The sequence below is a fragment of the Gottfriedia luciferensis genome, from assembly GCF_002156865.1.
GTDB classification, from domain to species: domain Bacteria; phylum Bacillota; class Bacilli; order Bacillales; family Bacillaceae_G; genus Gottfriedia; species Gottfriedia luciferensis.
This window is the reverse complement of sequence record NZ_NCTA01000002.1, coordinates 120,528-139,695: the sequence shown is the minus strand read 5'-3', so window position 1 is coordinate 139,695 and position 19,168 is coordinate 120,528. Positions and strand designations below refer to the sequence as shown.

15 protein-coding genes are annotated in these 19,168 nt (G+C 33.4%); 11 read left to right on the top strand and 4 right to left on the bottom strand.

Going from position 1 to position 19,168, the window contains the following annotated elements; genetic code table 11:
• Window positions 1-308 precede the first annotated feature (308 nt).
• The 11 genes from B7R67_RS02895 to B7R67_RS02845 all read left to right on the top strand — a co-directional run bounded on the left by B7R67_RS02895 (window position 309) and on the right by B7R67_RS02845 (window position 15,063).
• On the top strand, window positions 309-1,685 hold the full coding sequence (locus B7R67_RS02895) for a purine-cytosine permease family protein (protein WP_088067377.1): 1,377 nt from the start codon (window positions 309-311) through the stop codon (window positions 1,683-1,685).
• Window positions 1,686-2,093: 408 nt separating this feature from the next.
• Complete coding sequence (locus B7R67_RS02890) at window positions 2,094-3,086, top strand: sugar-binding protein (protein ID WP_088067375.1); 993 nt, start codon at window positions 2,094-2,096, stop codon at window positions 3,084-3,086.
• Window positions 3,076-4,491: a sensor histidine kinase gene (locus tag B7R67_RS02885; RefSeq protein WP_088067373.1), complete on the top strand. Its 1,416-nt coding sequence runs from the start codon at window positions 3,076-3,078 to the stop codon at window positions 4,489-4,491. The genes B7R67_RS02890 and B7R67_RS02885 overlap by 11 nt, the downstream gene beginning before the upstream one ends.
• Before the next feature lie 24 nt (window positions 4,492-4,515).
• A complete protein-coding gene (locus tag B7R67_RS02880) occupies window positions 4,516-6,057 on the top strand; it encodes a response regulator (RefSeq protein ID WP_088067371.1) in 1,542 nt (513 codons plus the stop codon).
• Between the two features lie 389 nt (window positions 6,058-6,446).
• Window positions 6,447-7,595, top strand: coding sequence for a sugar ABC transporter substrate-binding protein (locus B7R67_RS02875; protein WP_235822070.1), 1,149 nt, complete (start codon window positions 6,447-6,449; stop codon window positions 7,593-7,595).
• Between the two features lie 116 nt (window positions 7,596-7,711).
• Window positions 7,712-9,226, top strand: a complete 1,515-nt coding sequence (locus B7R67_RS02870) for a sugar ABC transporter ATP-binding protein (RefSeq protein ID WP_088067369.1) — start codon at window positions 7,712-7,714, stop codon at window positions 9,224-9,226.
• Between the two features lie 15 nt (window positions 9,227-9,241).
• Window positions 9,242-10,417, top strand: a complete 1,176-nt coding sequence (locus tag B7R67_RS02865) for a sugar ABC transporter permease (RefSeq protein ID WP_088067367.1) — start codon at window positions 9,242-9,244, stop codon at window positions 10,415-10,417.
• 345 nt (window positions 10,418-10,762) lie between these two features.
• On the top strand, window positions 10,763-11,656 hold the full coding sequence (locus tag B7R67_RS02860; RefSeq protein ID WP_088067365.1) for a phosphate ABC transporter substrate-binding protein PstS family protein: 894 nt from the start codon (window positions 10,763-10,765) through the stop codon (window positions 11,654-11,656).
• Between the two features lie 70 nt (window positions 11,657-11,726).
• Entirely contained in the window at window positions 11,727-12,620 is an 894-nt protein-coding gene (gene pstC, locus B7R67_RS02855) for a phosphate ABC transporter permease subunit PstC (protein ID WP_088067363.1), read from the top strand.
• The gene (gene pstA, locus B7R67_RS02850; protein WP_088067360.1) at window positions 12,617-13,504 is read left to right on the top strand and encodes a phosphate ABC transporter permease PstA; all 888 of its coding nucleotides are present in this window, start codon (window positions 12,617-12,619) and stop codon (window positions 13,502-13,504) included. The genes pstC and pstA overlap by 4 nt, the downstream gene beginning before the upstream one ends.
• A gap of 227 nt (window positions 13,505-13,731) precedes the next feature.
• Window positions 13,732-15,063, top strand: a complete 1,332-nt coding sequence (locus tag B7R67_RS02845; protein WP_088067358.1) for a cytochrome P450 — start codon at window positions 13,732-13,734, stop codon at window positions 15,061-15,063.
• Window positions 15,064-15,173: 110 nt separating this feature from the next.
• Here B7R67_RS02845 and pgmB read toward each other — a convergent pair whose 3' ends face one another.
• The 4 genes from pgmB to B7R67_RS02825 form a co-directional block, all read right to left on the bottom strand.
• On the bottom strand, window positions 15,174-15,845 hold the full coding sequence (pgmB, locus tag B7R67_RS02840) for a beta-phosphoglucomutase (protein ID WP_088067356.1): 672 nt from the start codon (window positions 15,843-15,845) through the stop codon (window positions 15,174-15,176).
• Window positions 15,846-15,864: 19 nt separating this feature from the next.
• Window positions 15,865-16,689 (bottom strand): carbohydrate ABC transporter permease, encoded by an 825-nt coding sequence (locus tag B7R67_RS02835; RefSeq protein WP_088067354.1) that lies wholly within the window; start codon window positions 16,687-16,689, stop codon window positions 15,865-15,867.
• Window positions 16,690-16,702: 13 nt separating this feature from the next.
• Complete coding sequence (locus B7R67_RS02830) at window positions 16,703-17,551, bottom strand: carbohydrate ABC transporter permease (RefSeq protein WP_088067624.1); 849 nt, start codon at window positions 17,549-17,551, stop codon at window positions 16,703-16,705.
• A gap of 187 nt (window positions 17,552-17,738) precedes the next feature.
• The gene (locus B7R67_RS02825; protein WP_088067352.1) at window positions 17,739-19,025 is read right to left on the bottom strand and encodes an ABC transporter substrate-binding protein; all 1,287 of its coding nucleotides are present in this window, start codon (window positions 19,023-19,025) and stop codon (window positions 17,739-17,741) included.
• Window positions 19,026-19,168 lie beyond the last annotated feature (143 nt).

Here is a 19,168-nt window from a genome sequence, read left to right as displayed (position 1 = left end):
GCAAATATCAACCGAATTTAGGCTTATATCAACGAAAACTATTAATATATCAACAAAACTCTGTAATATATCAACATAGTTCACAACTTTATCAACAACGTCCACTTGGTGTTCGCACTTTTCAATTTAAATCCTTTTTCTGACCAGACAGATAAGCAGACTTTGCTATATATTGCCCATTTGAAAAATCCCTAAATGTAAAACTACTTAACCCTTAAAATAAGAGAATAGAATTATTTTCAGAAAAATCAAAATAGTATATAATTCTACTTGTATTTACGAATTTCGGAATGAAGGAGGAATGGATGATGAATGTTGAAAAACGTACCTTAGAATTTATTCCAGAGGATGAAAGACATGGTAATGCGCGTAGTTTGTTTTCAATTTGGTTTAGTGCAAACATGCAAATTACGACACTTGTAACTGGAGCTTTAGCAGTTGTCTTTGGATTAAATCTATTTTGGGGTGTGACAGCAATTGTAATTGGTAATTTATTAGGTGCAATTTTTATGGCTTCACATTCGGTTCAAGGTCCAAAACTTGGAATCCCTCAAATGATTCAAAGCCGAGCACAATTTGGCGTAATAGGAGCTGTTGTTCCTCTTGTTATTGTTATTCTTATGTATATGGGCTTCTTTGCGAGTAGCGGTGTTTTAGGAGCTCAGGCAATTAGCAGTGCATTTTCATTACCGGTCAATGCTGGAATTATAATACTTAGCATTGTTACTTTATTAATTACGTTATTTGGATATGATTTAATTCATAAAATGGAAAAATATTTTGCAATCATCTTTACAATTGTATTCATTATAGTAACGTATAAAGCTCTCAGTTTACCTATGTCCTCAACAATGTTTTCGATTGGACATACTAAAATAGGGCCGTTTTTATTAATGGTAAGTATTGCAGCAACATGGCAGTTAACATATGCACCATATGTTGCAGACTATTCGAGGTATTTACCTACAAATACCTCGTCAGTAAAAACATTTGTCTATACATATGCGGGTACAGTAATCGGAACAGTATGGATGATGTCCTTAGGTGTTTTGTTAAGTTTAGCGATCCCTAAGTTTTTAGATAACTCAAGTACAGGTCTTGCTAATTTAGTTGGAAATCAATTCTCGGTAATCATCTATCTAGTGATTGTTTTAGGTGTTTTAGCTGTAAATGTACTTAATTTATATGGAGCATTTATGTCTATTACAACAACTCTAGAAGCATTTACAAATTTAAAAGCAACAGAAAAAACACGTTTTTGGTTAGTGTTCTTAACAGTAATTATAGGTACATCACTTTCTATTTGGGGAAAAGGAAACTTCTTGCATAATTTTGAAAGCTTCATTTTATTGCTATCCTACTTTATGGTTCCTTGGACTGCAATTAATCTAATTGATTACTATTTATTGAGTATGGGAGAATTTAACATACAGGATGTTTTTAATGTAAATGGCCAATATGGTAGATTTAATTGGACAGCAATTATCGCTTATTTCGTTGCAGTTATTCTCGAAATTCCTTTTGTAAACGCTGAAATGTATGAAGGGCCAATTGCTAAAGCACTAAACGGAACGGATATTGCTTGGGTCATCGGTCTATTAATTCCATTATTATTTTATTATTTACCTATGAAGCAAAAAAGAAAATCAACAACTAATAAGAAGATAATAAGTGAAAATATATAATAGTAAAAAAAACTCCTCAAAAAATTGAGGAGTTTTTTTGATAATGAATTTTTCTTATATTTGGCTCTGTTGATGTTAGTTGCTGATATATTACAAAAGGCATTTCGAAAAAGCTTTTATAGAATTTAAACTGTGAATATTTAAAGACAATGATTGGAGTGAAAGGTGGGAGACTCCTATGGGAGTAGCGGGAAGGGTGAGACCCCGCAGGCTTGCCGAGGAGGCTAAAGCCTCACGCCCCATGGAAAGCGAGCATCCTGAAACGGAAATCAACATTCTTTTTTAACAGAGCCAAATATTTAAGTAAAGTAACACGAAATTATCCATCGGAAATAATTGTAAGTTATCTATTATTCTTGTAAACGCTTTAATCAAAATGTACTATTTAATATAGGACTGGAGGGCGTTATGGAAGAGAAAAAATGGGTGATTAGTTTAAGTGTACTTTTTTTATTATTTGTCTATGTACTTATTCATTTTGAAATAAATGCTAACAATATCGAAAAATCAGTTCAGAAGTTACAGAATCGTGAAGTAGAAACGAATAAAAAGCTTCATTTTGTTCTCATTTCACAGGAGTTTGATAATCCATATTGGAGAAAAGTGCAACAGGGAGCAGATGTTGCTGCAAAAAATTATGGAGTAAATGTAGAATATATCGGCCCTTTACGTACAAGTCCGGAAGAACAAATTAAGCTATTAGAAAAGGCAATTGCTTCGCAAGTTGACGGCATTATCGTACAAAGTCTTGATGAAAAAACTTTTGCACCGGTAATAAATAAAGCGGTTTCACAACAGATACCAGTTATTACAATTGATACGGATGCACCAAAAAGTAAGCGTATAGCCTATGTTGGTACAAATAATTTTGATGCAGGAGAACAATTGGGAAGAATTGTTGCAGAGGAAACAAATGGTGTTGGGAAAATTGGAATTATTATTGGAAGTGAAAAATCGGAAAGTCAACAGATGAGATTAAATGGTTTTTTAAGTGTTGTTAGAAATTATCCGAAATTAATCGTAAAAGATGTAGTATCCTCAAATATATCAATTATTCAAGCAAAACTCCAAGCTGAAAGTATGCTACGCAATAATAAAGATATTTCGATTATGGTTGGTACTAGTGCTTTAGATGCCATTGGAATTTTAAATGCTTCAAAAAATTTAAAGTTAAATCAAGTTGAAATTTTTGGATTTGATAATATTGAAGGTACACTTCAAGCAGTTCAGAACGAATCCATTAAGGCAACAGTTATCCAGAAGCCTTATGAAATGGGCTTTCAATCCGTAAGATTATTGATAGATTCATTGCATGGAAAGGCGATAAATAAAGAAAATTTTACACCAACCGAGGTGGTGACGAAAGAAACGTTGATCAGGAGGAGAAACGTTGAAAATTAGAACAAAGCTATTTATTTTCATCCCTATTCTTGTTATTTTATTGAATCTAGTTTCATTTTTTATATTTGAAAACGGTAAGAAAGTTCAAGAGAGTTATAATTTAATGATTAATAAAATATTTTTATATAAGCAAATTTCTTTTGAGACACAAGAGAATTTACGATTATTAAGTAGTTATATTATTAATCAACAACCAAAAAACTATCGATCAATTTTAGAGCATCGAAACAATTTGCAAAAATTAAAAAAAGAATTGTTAACACATAATGCTACTAAAAATAATCAACTTGTTTTAGAAAACTTTACACATATGATTGATTCATTTTTAGAATTAGAATCATCGATTACAGACAATCTTATCTCTCAAAATTTTTCAAGTTATACTGAGCAATACCGTGATATAGAAAAAATATCGGGTTTTATTCGGGAAGATAGCCAGAACTTGGTTGATTTGGAGCTAAGTAATTATCAACCAGTATTTTTGAAGATTATTGAAAATACTCAGTCTATGAATCAGTTAGGCGTACAGTTGTTTGTTATCACGACGATCATTAGTATTGTTTTTGCAATTTGGCTATCCAGAAGCATTGTTATTCCGATTAATCGTCTAGTTTATATGGCCAAGCAAATCGGAAAGGGAAATTTCAATGTAGGTCCTCCTAAATTGTATCAAAACAATGAAATTGGTATTCTAGGTAAAATACTTAATGAAATGTCAAAAAATTTGAGTAATTTGATGATTAAAAATATCGAAATAGTCGAAAAGGAACGCCTTGTGAAGGAACTTGAATTAAAGGCTTTACAAAGTCAGATAAATCCACATTTTCTGTTCAATACGCTAAATGTTATTTCGAAGTTAGCCTATATTGAAGGAGCTGAACAGACTAGTGACCTTACTGTATCTACCTCGAATTTGTTACGCTATAATTTACGAAAATTAGATGAACCTGTCAGTCTTTTGGAAGAAGTTAAAAATGCTGAAGAATATTTTTCGATTCAAAAGGCAAGGTTTAGAGATCGTGTACGCTTTGAATTAGATATAGAAGAATCTTGTTTAGGGTATAATGTCCCGTGCTTAACTTTACAGCCGCTTCTTGAAAATGCTTTTATTCATGGAATTGAAGGAATGGAAAAAGGTGCAGTCATTGGCATTAATATAAAAAAACGTGAAAAATATATTTCCATTGAAATTTATGACAATGGCGCTGGAATAGATGAGGAAACTAAAATGGCCTTATTGACTTCATCTAAACCGATCATATCGCAAAAAAGCTCAACTGGATTAGGTACGACAAATGTATTTAAACGCTGGCGCCTCTTTTATGAGGAAGAGGATATTGTTGATATTAAAAGTGAAATTAATAAAGGGACAACCATTACTTTAAAACTTCCTGTTTCATCATAATTTTAAAATCGAAGGAGGGAAACTATGTACCGATTACTAATTGTGGATGACGAACCATTAGAGCGTGAGGGACTTGAATTAATGATTAGTCGATCTATGCCTAATCAATTTCAATTTGAACAGGCTGAAAATGGACGTATAGCTATTGAAAAATCAATAGAATATCAACCTCATATTATCTTTATGGATATAAAAATGCCTGGTATTCAGGGGCTCGAAGCTGTTTCTGTTATTAAGCAAAAACTACCTGATACAAAAATATTCATTGTAACAGCATATGATTATTTCACATATGCACAAGAAGCAATTTCATTAGGTGTTAAGGATTATATATTAAAGCCTGCTAAAAGAGAGCATATCATATCGTTACTTCAAAAGATGACCTCAGAGATTGAAGAGGATCATAAGAAGAGATTACAAGAATTAGAGTCGATTGAAAATCTATCACTTATTCGACCGTTAACTGAAAATGAATGCACATTAATGCTAATGTTTAATACGGTTCAGGAACTAAACGTGAATCAGTTGTCTAGAATTCTAGGTTTTGAGATTGAAGTTGGATATGCAAATGTCATTAAATTTCCAAAAGAAATACTTCAGGATGAAAAGGAACAAAGGAGAATTTATGAATGCGTTAGGCATTTTATGAAATCTTCGAGAGATTGTTTAGTTAGCCCTGTAGTAGATGGTCAATTAGTCGTCTTTATTCCAGTAGAGTCAAATCAAGAAGAAAATCATCAAAAGCTCGTATTATATGAGGATGCTTTGAAGACGATTGAATATATAGAGAATCAAACAAGCTATAAAACGTTGATTGGAATTGGTTCCGTTAAACAAGGAATTGAAGGGTTGAGACAATCATATAATGAGGCTTTTAATGCAAGTGTAGAGTGCGATGATTTAACAAGAGTTCGTCTATTTTCAGAGAAATTTTCATTAAGCATTTCGGATGAAGAAAAACAAACTTTAATAGAAAACTTTCGAAAAGCTGATTTGGAGGAACTACTGAACCAATTCAAACAATTATTTGAAGGGTTTATTAATCATGATGTTACACAAGTTAGAGCTGAATTAAGTTCTTTATTTAATGAAATTGTTCAATCTCTTCGTAACTCATCTATTGAAGTAGAGAAATTTCATATTCCTGACATAGATGAAATTGACCAATTGAGAAAAATTGTGGAGCAGCAAATCATCAATTTAGTGACAAAAGTTGAACGTGAAAAAGAAATTAAAATGAATCATATGATGGTATTGGCTCGAGAATATATTGCGCATCATTTTATAGAGGATATTTCATTAGAGCAAGTGGCAAATTATTTAAAGTTAAATTCATTTTATTTTAGTAAATTATTTAAAAAGCAAACTGGCGAGACGTTCAGTGATTATTTAATGAATATGAGAATTAACAAAGCAATTCAGTTAATGGAAAAAAGAGAATTAAGTTTAAAGGAAATCTGTTATCAAGTAGGCTATAATGATCCAAACTATTTTAGCCGAGTTTTTAAAAAATGTACAAATGAGTCGCCGAAAGAATTTAGAAAAAAGATACTAATGAATCTTTAAATGTGTAGAAGTAGCATTAGAGTTTTGAAAATCAACAAATGATGAATTTGGAACAGTTGTACGAAAAAATTAGCTTAAATATTTTATGATAGAAGAGTCTAACTACATACTTAATGATCGTATTTACAAATTGCTAGTCAATTTGTTCTGTACTTTTATTAAGTCTCCGGTTTGACTTTTTTTTGTTTGAATTTTGATTTTACTGTATTAATATATCTCGATGTTAAAATAATGCTAGTTTTATAGACAGAGATGTAAACGGTTTCTTGAAAGAGATAAATTAGTACAGGTAATAGACAAATGAGTGAAGGTAATAGGGAAAGCGTTTTCAAAGGTGCCGTGTTAATCTAATTAATGAAAGCGTAACCAGAAAAAAAGGGGGAAACACTTTGAAAAAGTTATCAAAGATTTTTGCAATTATTTCAGTGTTTTTAGTAATGACTCTTCTTGCGACAGGATGTGGCTCTTCTGCTACTTCAAATGAGGGCTCTTCAGTTGGTAAGAAAAGCAAAAATGGTAAAGTTGATATCGGTATCGTTTTACCTACAAAAGACGAGCCGCGTTGGACTCAAGACGAAACTAGATTTAAAAATGCTTTAAAAGATACAAACTATTCAGTTGAAATTTTATTCTCACAAGGTGATTCTGCAAAAGAAAAAGCAAATGTTGATTCTTTAATTGCAAAAGGCATCAAAGTTTTAATTATTTGTCCACAAGATGGCGCTGCTGCTGCTGCTTCAGCTGAGGCTGCAAAAGCTGCTGGTGTTAAAGTAATTTCTTACGATCGTTTAATTACAGGTACTGACGCAGTTGATTACTATGTATCATTTGATAGCGTTGCTGTAGGTGCTGCACAAGCACAATACCTTGTAGATAATGCTTCAGGTAAATCAGGTCAACCTTTATACTTATATGCTGGTGCTGCATCTGATAACAATGCATTCTTATTCTTCCAAGGTGCTTGGAAAGTTCTTCAACCTAAAATTGCTGATGGTACTTTCAAAGTTGAGAATTCAGCAGCAGCAGTTAGTTTAAAAGATAAAGCTGACTTAACTCGTGACGAGCAAGCGAAAATTATCGGTCAAGTAACAACTAACTGGGATTTCAACGTAGCTAAGAACTTAGCTTCATCTAACTTAACGAAAGCTACAAAAGCTGACAAAGGCGATGTATTAGTTCTTGCTCCAAATGATGGAACAGCTCGTTCAATTGCTGATACGTTTAAAGCTGACAAAGATGTAACTTCATATTTAGTAACTGGTCAAGATGCTGAAAAAGCTTCAGTACAATACATTATCGATGGAAAACAATCTATGACTGTTTTCAAAGATGTTCGTACTTTAGTTACAGATGCAATCTCAACTGCAACATCTATCTTAAAAAATGAAACACCTGATGCTTCAGGAGTTACAAACAATGGTAAAGCTGATATCAAAACAAAACAAACGAATATTATTGTTGTTGATCAAAGCTCAGTGAAAAAAGAATTAGTTGATTCTGGTTACTATAGTGCTTCAGACTTTACTGGATTGAAGTAATTCACATTAGAAATAGTTTAATTTTGCAAAATAGTGATGGTCTAACTGTCACTATTTTGTTAGTTATACTGTTCAATCAATGACAGAATATATGGCAAATTCGGGAGACAGATCATATGAGTGAATTTATTTTGGAGATGAGAAATATCTCAAAAGAGTTTCCAGGTGTTAAAGCTTTAAGCGATGTTAACTTTAAAGTTAAAAAAGGTGAAATACATTGTTTAGTAGGTGAAAATGGCGCAGGGAAATCGACGTTAATGAAGGTTTTAAGTGGTATTTATCCGTTCGGAACATATACCGGAGATATTGTTTTTGGAGATGAAATCCAAAAATTTTCAAAAATAAGCGATAGTGAGAAAAAGGGAATCGGCATCATTTATCAGGAATTATCTCTTTTTCCTGAACTTTCCGTTTACGAAAACATCTTTATTGGACATGAAATTAAAAAAGGTGTGACTGTTGATTTCAATGAAACGATTGTGAAAGCAATGGAAATGCTTAAAAAAGTAAAATTAGATGTAAATCCAGATGTACAAATTAAAGAGTTAGGCGTAGGTAAACAGCAGCTAGTTGAAATAGCAAAAGCACTTAGTAAAGATGTTAAATTGTTAATTCTTGATGAGCCTACGGCGGCATTAAATGAGGATGATAGTGAAAATCTTCTTTACTTAATGGAAGAATTAAAGAATCAAGGGATTTCTTGTATCATGATTTCGCACAAGTTAAAAGAGGTTATTGCGATAGCAGATACCGTTACTGTTCTTCGAGATGGGAAGACAATATGCTCTTTAAATAAAGGTGAAATTACGGAAAATACAATCATTAAGCACATGGTAGGTCGTGAGATTGATGATATTTATCCGAAGCGCCCTAACCAAAAGTTTGGTGGAGTTGCACTAGAACTGAAAGATTGGAATGTGTATGATCCAAAGTTAGGCCGAAAGATTCTTCACAATATCAATCTAAATGTTCGAAAAGGTGAAATTATCGGGATTGCTGGATTAATGGGATCTGGTCGAACAGAATTAGCGAAAAGTATTTTTGGTAACCCAACTAATTTCAAACTTGATGGCACTATTTTGGTACAGGATGAAACAAAACGCTTTAAGCATCCAAAAGATGCGATAAAAGCAGGTATAGCCTATGTGACGGAAGATCGTAAAGGTGACGGATTGATTCTTGAACAAGATATTAAAAATAACATTTCAATTACGAACTTATTTGAAATTTCAAAAACACGTGTGATTAATCAACATGAAGAAATTTTAGTTGCAAATAATTATTTAAATAAGTTAAACATAAAAGCTCCTTCAATTACTTCAATCGTTGGGAAATTGAGCGGAGGTAATCAACAAAAAGTATCGTTAAGTAAGTGGTTATTTACAAATCCTAATGTGCTTATTTTGGATGAACCTACACGTGGAATTGACGTAGGTGCGAAATTTGAAATTTATAGTTTTATGAATCTTTTGGTTGAACAAGGCATGAGTATTATCATGATTTCCTCTGAACTTCCAGAAGTCCTTGGTATGAGTGACAGAATTTATGTTATGGCAGAAGGTAAAATAACTGGGGAATTATCAAGAGAAGAAGCAACGCAGGAGAGCGTTATGGCTCTTGCAACGGTTTAGGAGAGGTTGATTAATATGAATTTTTTTCAAGAAGCAGGAATGCTATTTAAGAAAAACATCCGTGAATATGGTATGTATATTGCTCTTGCAGTAATAATGATTGTTTTTACATTAAATACAGATGGCTTATTTATGTCATCTCGTAATTTAAGTGATTTAATCAATATGACAGGTTATGTTGCCGTTCTTGCTGTAGGGATGACACTGGTAATTGTTATTAGACATATTGATCTTTCAGTTGGTTTTGTTGCTGGATTTCTAGGAGCAGTAGTTGCGCTATTTTTAACACAATATGGTTTACCAGTTTGGATTTCAATCATTGCAGTACTAGTTTTTGGTGCAATAATTGGTTTAATTAATGGTTTCTTTGTTGCTAATTTAGGAATCCCTTCATTCGTTGTTTCATTAGCGGGGATGTTAATATTTAAGGGATTATTACTTAAGTCTCTTGTTCACACAGGTACAATTATCGTTTCGAATGAAAGTTTTAAGGCGATTGGAAATGGATATATTCCGAGTTTTGGAAACTGGAATGGTTTACACATTTCAACGTTATTAATTGGTTTAATCTCAATTATTCTGCTTGTATGGAGCGACTTTAAAAAGAGAAAAGTAAACATAACGTATGGTTTTGAAGTACTTTCTATGCCTATGCAAGTATTAAAATTAGTATTTATTTCAGGGATTATTGGTTATATCTGTTACATTCTTGCAGGATTTCAAGGTATTTCTTGGACTGCAGTTATTATGTTTATTGTTGTAGTAGTTTATCATTTCATTACAACAAGAACTCCTTTAGGTCGTCACATTTATGCAGTTGGTGGAAATCCTGAGGCTGCACAGTTAAGTGGTATTAGTGTAAAGAAAATTACTTATATTGTATTTGGGTCAATGAGCATGCTTGCTGCACTTTCAGGCGTATTGTTTACAGCTAGACTTGCATCTGCTTCTCCCCAAGCAGGTACAATGTTTGAGCTAGATGCAATTGCTGCAGCTTATGTTGGTGGTGTTTCTGCTGCAGGTGGTGTAGGTAAAGTAACGGGTACAATCATTGGTGCATTCGTAATGGCATCATTAACGAGTGGTATGAACCTTATGGGTATCGACATTTCGTACCAATATATCATTCGTGGTGCTGTTCTTGTACTTGCGGTTGTATTCGATGTAATGACTCGCAATAAAGGTAAGTAATTTTTTTATAACAGAAACAGTCAATTATGATTGGCTTGTTTCTGTTTTTTTATTCTCTATATGTTAGTTTCAAATTTGATCTGTTTCTCGTTATTCCAGTAAATTATTATGAAAAAGTAGGAAAAATATATTCTCTTACAAATAACTTTTAGACGACTATAAGTAGATTATAAAAGGAGATTGGTTTTAGCTAATCTCCTTTTAGTATGCTCAAAAATAAACGAAAAAGATCATACCCTAATAAAGTTTACAATTTCTTTACGATTGATTAAAACTACCTTAACTTAAAATATTTATAGTAGAGAACGTAGAGGAAAACAAAACACTTTAGGGGGAAACACAAACATGAAACGTGGATTAAAGATAACATTTGCTGCAATGCTATTAACAGGTATTATGGCTGGATGTAATAATACAAAAGATGATAAGTCAACTTCAAGTTCAGATAATAAAAAAGTAGAATTAACAGGTACAATCAGTGCAGCAGGATCAACAGCATTACAACCGCTTGCTGATGAAGCTGCTACAGAATTTATGGCAAAATACCCTTCAGTATCTATCACAGTTCAAGGTGGCGGTAGTGGTACAGGTGTTAACCAAGTATCAGCTGGTGCAATTCAGATTGGTAACTCAGATGTTCCTGCAGCTGAAAAATTAGAAGACCCATCTAAAGCAAGCGAATTAAATGAAGTAAAAGTAGCTGGTATCGGCTTCTCAATCACTACAAATAAAGAAGTTAACGTGGATTCACTTACTATAAAACAAATTCAAGATATTTTCGCAGGTAAAGTAACAAACTGGAAAGAAGTTGGCGGTAAAGATGAAAAAATTAATGTAATTAACCGTCCAGCATCATCTGGAACTCGTGCATCTTTTGTTAATGCGATTATGAAAGACGTAAAAGTTAATGACAGCATTGGAACTGTTCAAGATTCAAGCGGTGCACTTGAACAAGCAGTAAATAGCACACCAGGTTCAATTTCTTATTTAGCAAACTCTTATTTAGTAGGAGATAAAAAAGATGCTTTAAAAACAGTGAAAATTGATGGTGTAGAACCTACAACAGAAAACATCGTAGCTGGTAAATATCCTTTCTACTCTTATGAATACATGATTACAAAAGGTGAAGCAAAATCACCAACTAAAGAATACATCGAGTTCTTAAGTGGCGATGAGTTCTCAGCTAAGTTAAAAGAAATGGGTTATATCCCAGTTTCAGAAATGTCAGGATTAAAATAAATAATATAAAACTGAGAGTTGGTTGACTACCAACTCTCATAAATTTATAAATGGATGATAGGGGTTTGTCATGAATTTCAAAAAAAGAAACTTTTTCCTAATTGAATACCTTGGAAGAACTCTTGTAACTTTATGTGGTTTATTGATGATTGGTATTACAATCGCAATTATTGGATTTATTGTAAGTAAAGGAATCCAATCTTTTACAGTGAATCATATTTCATTAAGTGAAATTCTATTCTCCAAAAATTGGAGTCCAAATGGAACAAATCCAACATATGGTGCGTTAATTTTTATTGTTGGATCAATATTAGTATCAGTTGGTGCTGTAATAATTGCTGCACCAATTGCGATTGCACTAGCAATTTTCATGAACTATATTTCACCTAAATTTGGTGAGAAAATATTAATTCCTGCTTTGGAGATTTTAGTTGGAATTCCATCCGTTGTATATGGTTTTCTTGGTGTAACAATACTAGTTCCTTTTATTAGGAATATTTCAGGTGGAGTAGGTTTTAGTTTAATTGCAGGTGTAATTGTTCTTAGTATTATGGTTTTACCTACAATTTCAAGTATTGCTTCAGATGCAGTACGAGCGGTACCTAAAACATATATTGAAGCATCTTACGGACTTGGATCAACAAGATGGCAAGCAATTAAGATGGCAATTATTCCAGCTGCAAAAACAAATTTATTAACAGCTATTGTACTAGGTCTTGCACGTGCGTTTGGTGAAGCATTAGCAGTACAAATGGTAATTGGAAATACAATAAAATTTCCAAATGGTATTTTTGACCCGACAGCAACATTAACAGGTATTTTAACAATGGATATGGCAAACACATTAAATGGTACAGCATGGAATAACGCTTTATGGACTCTATCAATGATCTTACTTTTAATATCCTTCCTCTTTATTCTAATCATACGACTAATAGGGAGAAAAGGAGGTAAAGTATCATGATTGCAAGAAAAATGGATAAAGTATGGACAGCTGTATTTTATATAATAGCTACTTTCGTTGTAGTAGTATTATTATTTTTATTAGGTGAAATTATTAAAAAAGGTTGGGGATTTTGGGACATCAATTTCTTATTTGGAAAACCTAGCAATATGCAAGCTGGTGGTGGAATAGGACCTCAACTTTTTAATTCCTTTTATATTTTAGTTTTAACTTTAATTATCTCAGTTCCAATCGGGATTGGGGCTGGAATTTTCATGGCAGAATATGCAAAACCAGGTCGTTTTTTAGGATTTCTAAGACTATGTATTGAAACTTTAGCTTCATTACCTTCGATTGTAGTTGGTTTATTCGGTTTATTAGTATTTGTAACAATGACGGGCTGGGGATATACACTAATCGGTGGTGCATTAGCAATTTCGATTTTAAATCTCCCAAGTTTGACAAGAATAAGTGAAACTGCCTTATTAAATGTTCCTAAAACTAGTAAAGAAGGAAGTCTTGGATTAGGCGCAACTAAATGGCAAACGATTATAAGAATTAGTATTCCAGCTGCATTTCCACAATTAATTACTGGTATCATATTAGCAGCAGGAAGAATTTTCGGTGAGGCAGCAGCATTAATTTATACAGCGGGCTTAACAAGTCCAGTCTTAAATTCTGCGGCTCCAATTAACTCACCTGTTAACCCATTTAATATTTTTAGACCTGCAGAAACATTAACTGTTCATATATGGAAGCTTAACTCAGAAGGTATTGTTCCTGATGCACAGCTTATTGCTGCAAAATCGGCTGCAGTTTTGATCGTAATGGTTCTACTATTTAACTTATTTGCTAGAGTTTTTGCGAAATTTTTAAATAGACGCTTTACAGGAGCAAATAAATAAACTGATCCTTTTAATCTCTATGGAAAATTTCCATAGGGATTTTTGTTGTTCATTAAGAAAGTAGTAATTGGCAGCGGAGTAGAAACTCGACGTAGTTGACAATTTAGGTACACATTAAAGTGAAACTAAATGCTCGCTAATTTCTTTGTAGAAAAAGCATGAGTTTTCTAATGCCCTTAATATAATAAGAATATCTTCTGACAAACTTTCCTGAATGGAGTGATTTTATGCTTGAAGTAAAAGGACTCGCTTCTTATTCACCATTAGGACATCTCAATGAGTTTCGAAAGGACCCACTACACTTTTTAAGTGATCTCTATAATAAACATGATACAATCGTTTCTTTTCGATTTGCGCATCGTAAAATGAATTTACTGTTAGAGCCTGCTCTTATAAAAGAAGTATTAGTAACTAAACAGAATTCATTTCATAAATCAAAACCATTTCAAGAAATGAAAACATTGCTTGGAGAGGGATTGCTGACAAGCGAGGATGAAGTTCATATGAGACAAAGACGCTTAATGCAGCCATCATTTACAAAGCAACATATACAAACGTATGCAGAGGAAATGACGATGATTACGGAAGAATTTCTTTGCTCGTGGAAAGATGGCGAAGAACGTCTCATTAGCAGAGATATGATGGAACTCACATTAGCTATTATTGTTAAAACAATGTTTAGTATGGATATGTATCAAGGGCATGAACGAGTAGGTAAGCATCTTGATATCATTATGGATATTGCTACTAAAAGAATCCGTTCTGTCCTAAAAGCACCTCTTGCTTTGCACACTCCTCAAAATAAATCCTTAACCGAAGCTATTAATGCAATAGATAAAGTACTATACGAAATGATAGAAAAAAGAAGTGATTCCAATATAAAAGAAGATTTATTGGGCGTGCTAATGCGAGCAAGGGATGAAGAGTCAGGTGAAGGTATGACGAATCAACAATTGAGAGATGAAGCAATGACAATTTTTATGGCAGGTCATGAAACAACAGCAAATACACTGTCATGGTGTTTATATCTTTTATCCCAACATCCTAGCAAAGCTGAACGATTATATGAAGAAGTTGATCGTGTTCTAGGAAATAGACGAGCAAATCATGATGATATGAAAGAGTTAGTCTATACACAACAAATTATTTGGGAGAGTATTCGACTTTATCCTCCAGCGTGGCTTATTGGCAGAAAAGCAATCGAAGATGTTAGGATTGGGAATTACAAAATTCATAAAGGGGAAACAGTCCTGATCAGTCCATATATCATGCAGCATTCTGAAAAATATTTTTCAAATGCCGAGGAATTTATCCCAGAACGCTTTATAAATGGAAAAGTCAAAGATGTACCTGAATATGCTTTTTTTCCTTTCGGAGGTGGACCACGAGTTTGCATCGGTAATCATTTCGCAATCATGGAAGCTACGCTAGTATTAGCAACTATTGCACAACAATTTACAGTTGAGCTTTTACAAAATCAACATAAAGTAGAGCCTGAACCCTTCATTACACTTCGTCCGAAAAGTGGACTTCGAATGATTGTGAGAAAGAGAAGATAAGGTTTCATTCCTCATTTTTAGAATTCAATTAGCTAAGTAAAGCCGTAACCTTGAACCGATAAAATATCGGTAGATCGGTACGGCTTTAATTATTGTAGTGGGTTATTTGCTTAATTATTGACGTACTCTGAACATAATGATTTAAGATCTAACTCTTCAGTTGACTTTAAAACAATATGTGCATGTCCAAGTACATTCCTGTCGCCAATTCCAACTGCGAACATTCCAGCAGATTGAATAGCGTTGACTCCGGCAGCTGCATCTTCAATTCCAATACAATTTTCAGGCTTTGCATTTATGGCTGCTGCTGCTTTTAAAAATACTTCAGGATCTGGTTTTGAATTAGTAACTGTCGCCGCATTAACAATATGGTCAAAATAATGTTTTACACCAAGTGCCTCAGCGACCATTAATGCATTTTTTGAAGCCGAAGCCATCGAGATTTTAAGATTGGCTTGTTTAATTTGCTGTAAGAATTTTTCAACTCCTGGTAGTAAATTTGCAGGGGTAATGTCTTTGATTAATTCGACATAATGTTTGTTTTTCCGTTCTGCTAATTCCAGCTTTTGTTCAGTAGTGAATTCATTATTTCTATTGCCTAATTCTAATATCCGTTCAAGAGAATCCATTCTACTGATCCCTTTAAGCGTTTCATTAAATTCACGGTCAAACGGAATACCAAGTTCTTCTCCAAGCTTTTTCCATGCAAGGAAGTGATATTCGGCAGTATCAGTTATAACACCATCAAGATCGAAAATGATTGCTTCAAGTTTTTTTAACATTTTACTTATTCTCCTTTATTTACTTGTCTCCACCAATTCTAAGTCCTTGCATAAAGTATTTATTTAGCGCAATATACAAAATAATAATTGGAATAATTGAAACAACAGAAGCTGCCATAATATAGTTCCATTGAGTTGCATTCTGACTTTGGAATGATTGTAGTCCAAGTGTTAGCGTATACTTTTCTGGAGATGTAATATAAAGAAGTGGTTTTAAGAATTCATTCCAGAATGCCAGAAATACAAAGATTGCCTGTGTTGCAACAGACGCGCGTGCCATTGGGAACACAACTTTCCAAAAGGTTTGTGATCTATTAAGCCCATCAATATAAGCTGCTTCTTCAACTTCTTTTGGAAAGTTAATAAAGAACTGACGCATCATAAATATGTATGCAAAATTAATTGCGCCAGGAAGAATAAGTGCTTTATATGAATCAAGGAAACCTAAAGACTTCATGATTAAAAAGTTTGGAATTAACAAGATTTGTCCAGGTACCATCATAACTGCCAGAATTAGAAGGAATAAATAATGGCGGCCTGGAAATCGAATACGAGCAAGTGCATAGCCAGACATTGAGTTTAAAATTACATTTACGATCATTCCAATAGTTGAAACGATGAATGAATTTAAGATCCATTTAGGGAAAAGTGGGTCACGGGTGAAAATATAATTAAAATTTTCTAGTGTTGGATTTTTAGGCAATAATGACATTCCTCCAGCAACAATTTCTCTATAAGGCTTAAATGCCGCGAGTACTGCCCAAAGGAATGGATAAAGTGTGACTAAGGCATAACAAATTAGTATGGAATATAATAGAATACGTGACCATTTTTTTTGTTTCATCGTAATCCCCCCTTTAATAAAGTGACTCCTCTTTATTTATTTTGCGAGCTATCATTGAAATTGTGAAAATGATAATTGTCAGGATAATTGCAAGTGCTGATGCATATCCCATTGTTCCTAAAGTTTTGAATGCATATTGGTAAATAATAAGTGAGAATGTCAGTGTTGCATTATTTGGACCTCCTGTACCGCCCGAAATAATATATGCCTGATCAAACAGTTGGAAACACCCTATGATTCCCATTAATAAAACATAATTTGTAATTGGTGTTAAATTTGGAATCGTAATTTTGAGCAATTTTTGCCATGCGTTAGCACCATCGAGCTCTGCTGCTTCATAAAGCGAATCTGGAATGTCTTGTAGTCCAGCAAGATAGATTGTCATAAAGTAAGGAACAGTCGACCAAATGTTCATTACCATAATGGTTGTAAGAGCAAATCCTGTTTCGTTAATAAAGTTAATAGGTTCACTTAAAATGCCTAAACTTTGTAAAATATTATTTAAAGGACCATTTAAACTAAACAAAAACATAAAAATCATTGTTAATGCAGAACTTGATGTTAGAGTAGGTAGGAAAAAGATTGTTCTAAATGTCGTTTGAAATTTTATACCTGAATTGAGAACTGCTGCCATAATAAGTGCAATGATTGTTTGTGAAGGAACAACAATCAATACGTATCGAGCAGTATTTTTTAATGCAATCCAAACTCGTTCATCTTGAAGTGCATTTGAATAATTTTTTAATCCAACCCATTCATAGCTAATTCCGCCGAATAAGTTAACTTTTGTAAAGGATAAAAATAAAGAATAACCAACTGGAAGAATTGTGAAGATGAAAAGGATGATTAATGTTGGAAGCATGAATCCATATCCTTGGAGAGTTTCACGTTTTTTTGCTGTGGATTGTTTCTTTGTAACTTGTATAGTGTTTGTACGCAACGCTTTTCACCCCTTACTTTATACTGGACAACCATGATTTTAATACAATAGTCATTGTGATTAGTAAATAGGCGCCCTCACTTTTGTACACATAAGGAGCGCCTATTGTTTATTTATTTAGCTGTGTTTTAATATCTTTATTTGCTGCGTCTTCTGCTTTTTTCATAGCTTCTTTCAGTGTCAAGTCACCTTTAAGAGCTGCTGGAAGTAGGTTGTTGTATTCACGAGCAACAATTGAAAGGGTATCTCCTTGTTGCCATGGAGTAGCATATGAACCAGCTGCTAAGAAAGGAGCTTTGAGTGTATCATTTTTAATGTTTATAGCATCTGCTACAGATTGACGTGATGGAAGAACACCAGCACCTTCTGCCCAAGTTTTCATGCCAGTTTTACCTGTTACATATTTAATAAATTCCCATGATGCAGCTTTTTGTTGTGATTGTGAATTCATTGCATAACTAACTGTAAACATCATAGAGCCTTTTTTACCGCCTATGGTTGGAACTTCCTTTGTACCAAACTTAACACCAGGGAAATTTTGTTTTAAATGAGCAATTGCCCAGTTACCCTCAATCATAATTGCTGCTTTACCAGCACCAAACGAATCCCCAGACCAACCTTGGCCAAGGTCAGCAGCACGTTTAACAAGACCATTTTTATAGGCATCTACAAGTGGTTGTAAATTTTTTAATTGGTCGTCTTTACTCAATACAGCATAGCCTTTACTGTCCGTGATTTTTGTACCTTCAGTTTGTAGTAGAAACATGTGACGTGCTAACTCAGAAGTTGTAAGCGCTGGTACAACACCTTTTGGAAGCTTATCTTTAAGCTGTTGCAAAAATGCAGGTAGCTCTTCTGAAGTTGCAGGGATGTTTTCAGAGCTTAACCCTGCATCTTTTAAAAGTTTTTCATTGTAATAAAGACCTAGTGTAGAGTAGTCCTTTGGAATACCATATTGTTTATTGTCGCTTCCTTTAAACGCATTGAAGGCTGGACTGAAGAAGTCATTTTTTTCAAAGTCTTTTGTTCCCGATATGTATTTATCTAGTGGTTCAAGTACACCTTTTTCTGAAAGTGATGGGGAAAGAAAAGCGTCTACATAGAAAACATCAGGTGCAGTGCCACCTACAAGATCTGTTTGTAATTGAGTTTCATAGTCGTTATAAATTTTTTTCTTAACATGAATACCTGATGTCTTTTCAAAATCGTTAAGCAATTTATCCCAAGTTGTTACTTCTGCTTCAGTTCCTTTCCAAGAACCAACTGTTATTGTTTTACCTTTTAAACTACTAGAATCTGAGTTACTAACTTTTTCACTGTTATCGCTACCACATCCTGTTAAACCTAAAACCATTATTGAAGCAAGAGCTGATACCACTGGTTTCCAAAGTTTCATAAAATGTCCACTCCATTCTTAAATGTTTAATAGTATTAAAGTCGATTTCAGAAGTATAGTAGAATGATAGATTATCAATAATTTAAATTGAAATCGCTTACTAACTTATTCATTAGTTTACATTCAAAACGTTTCGGTTGCAA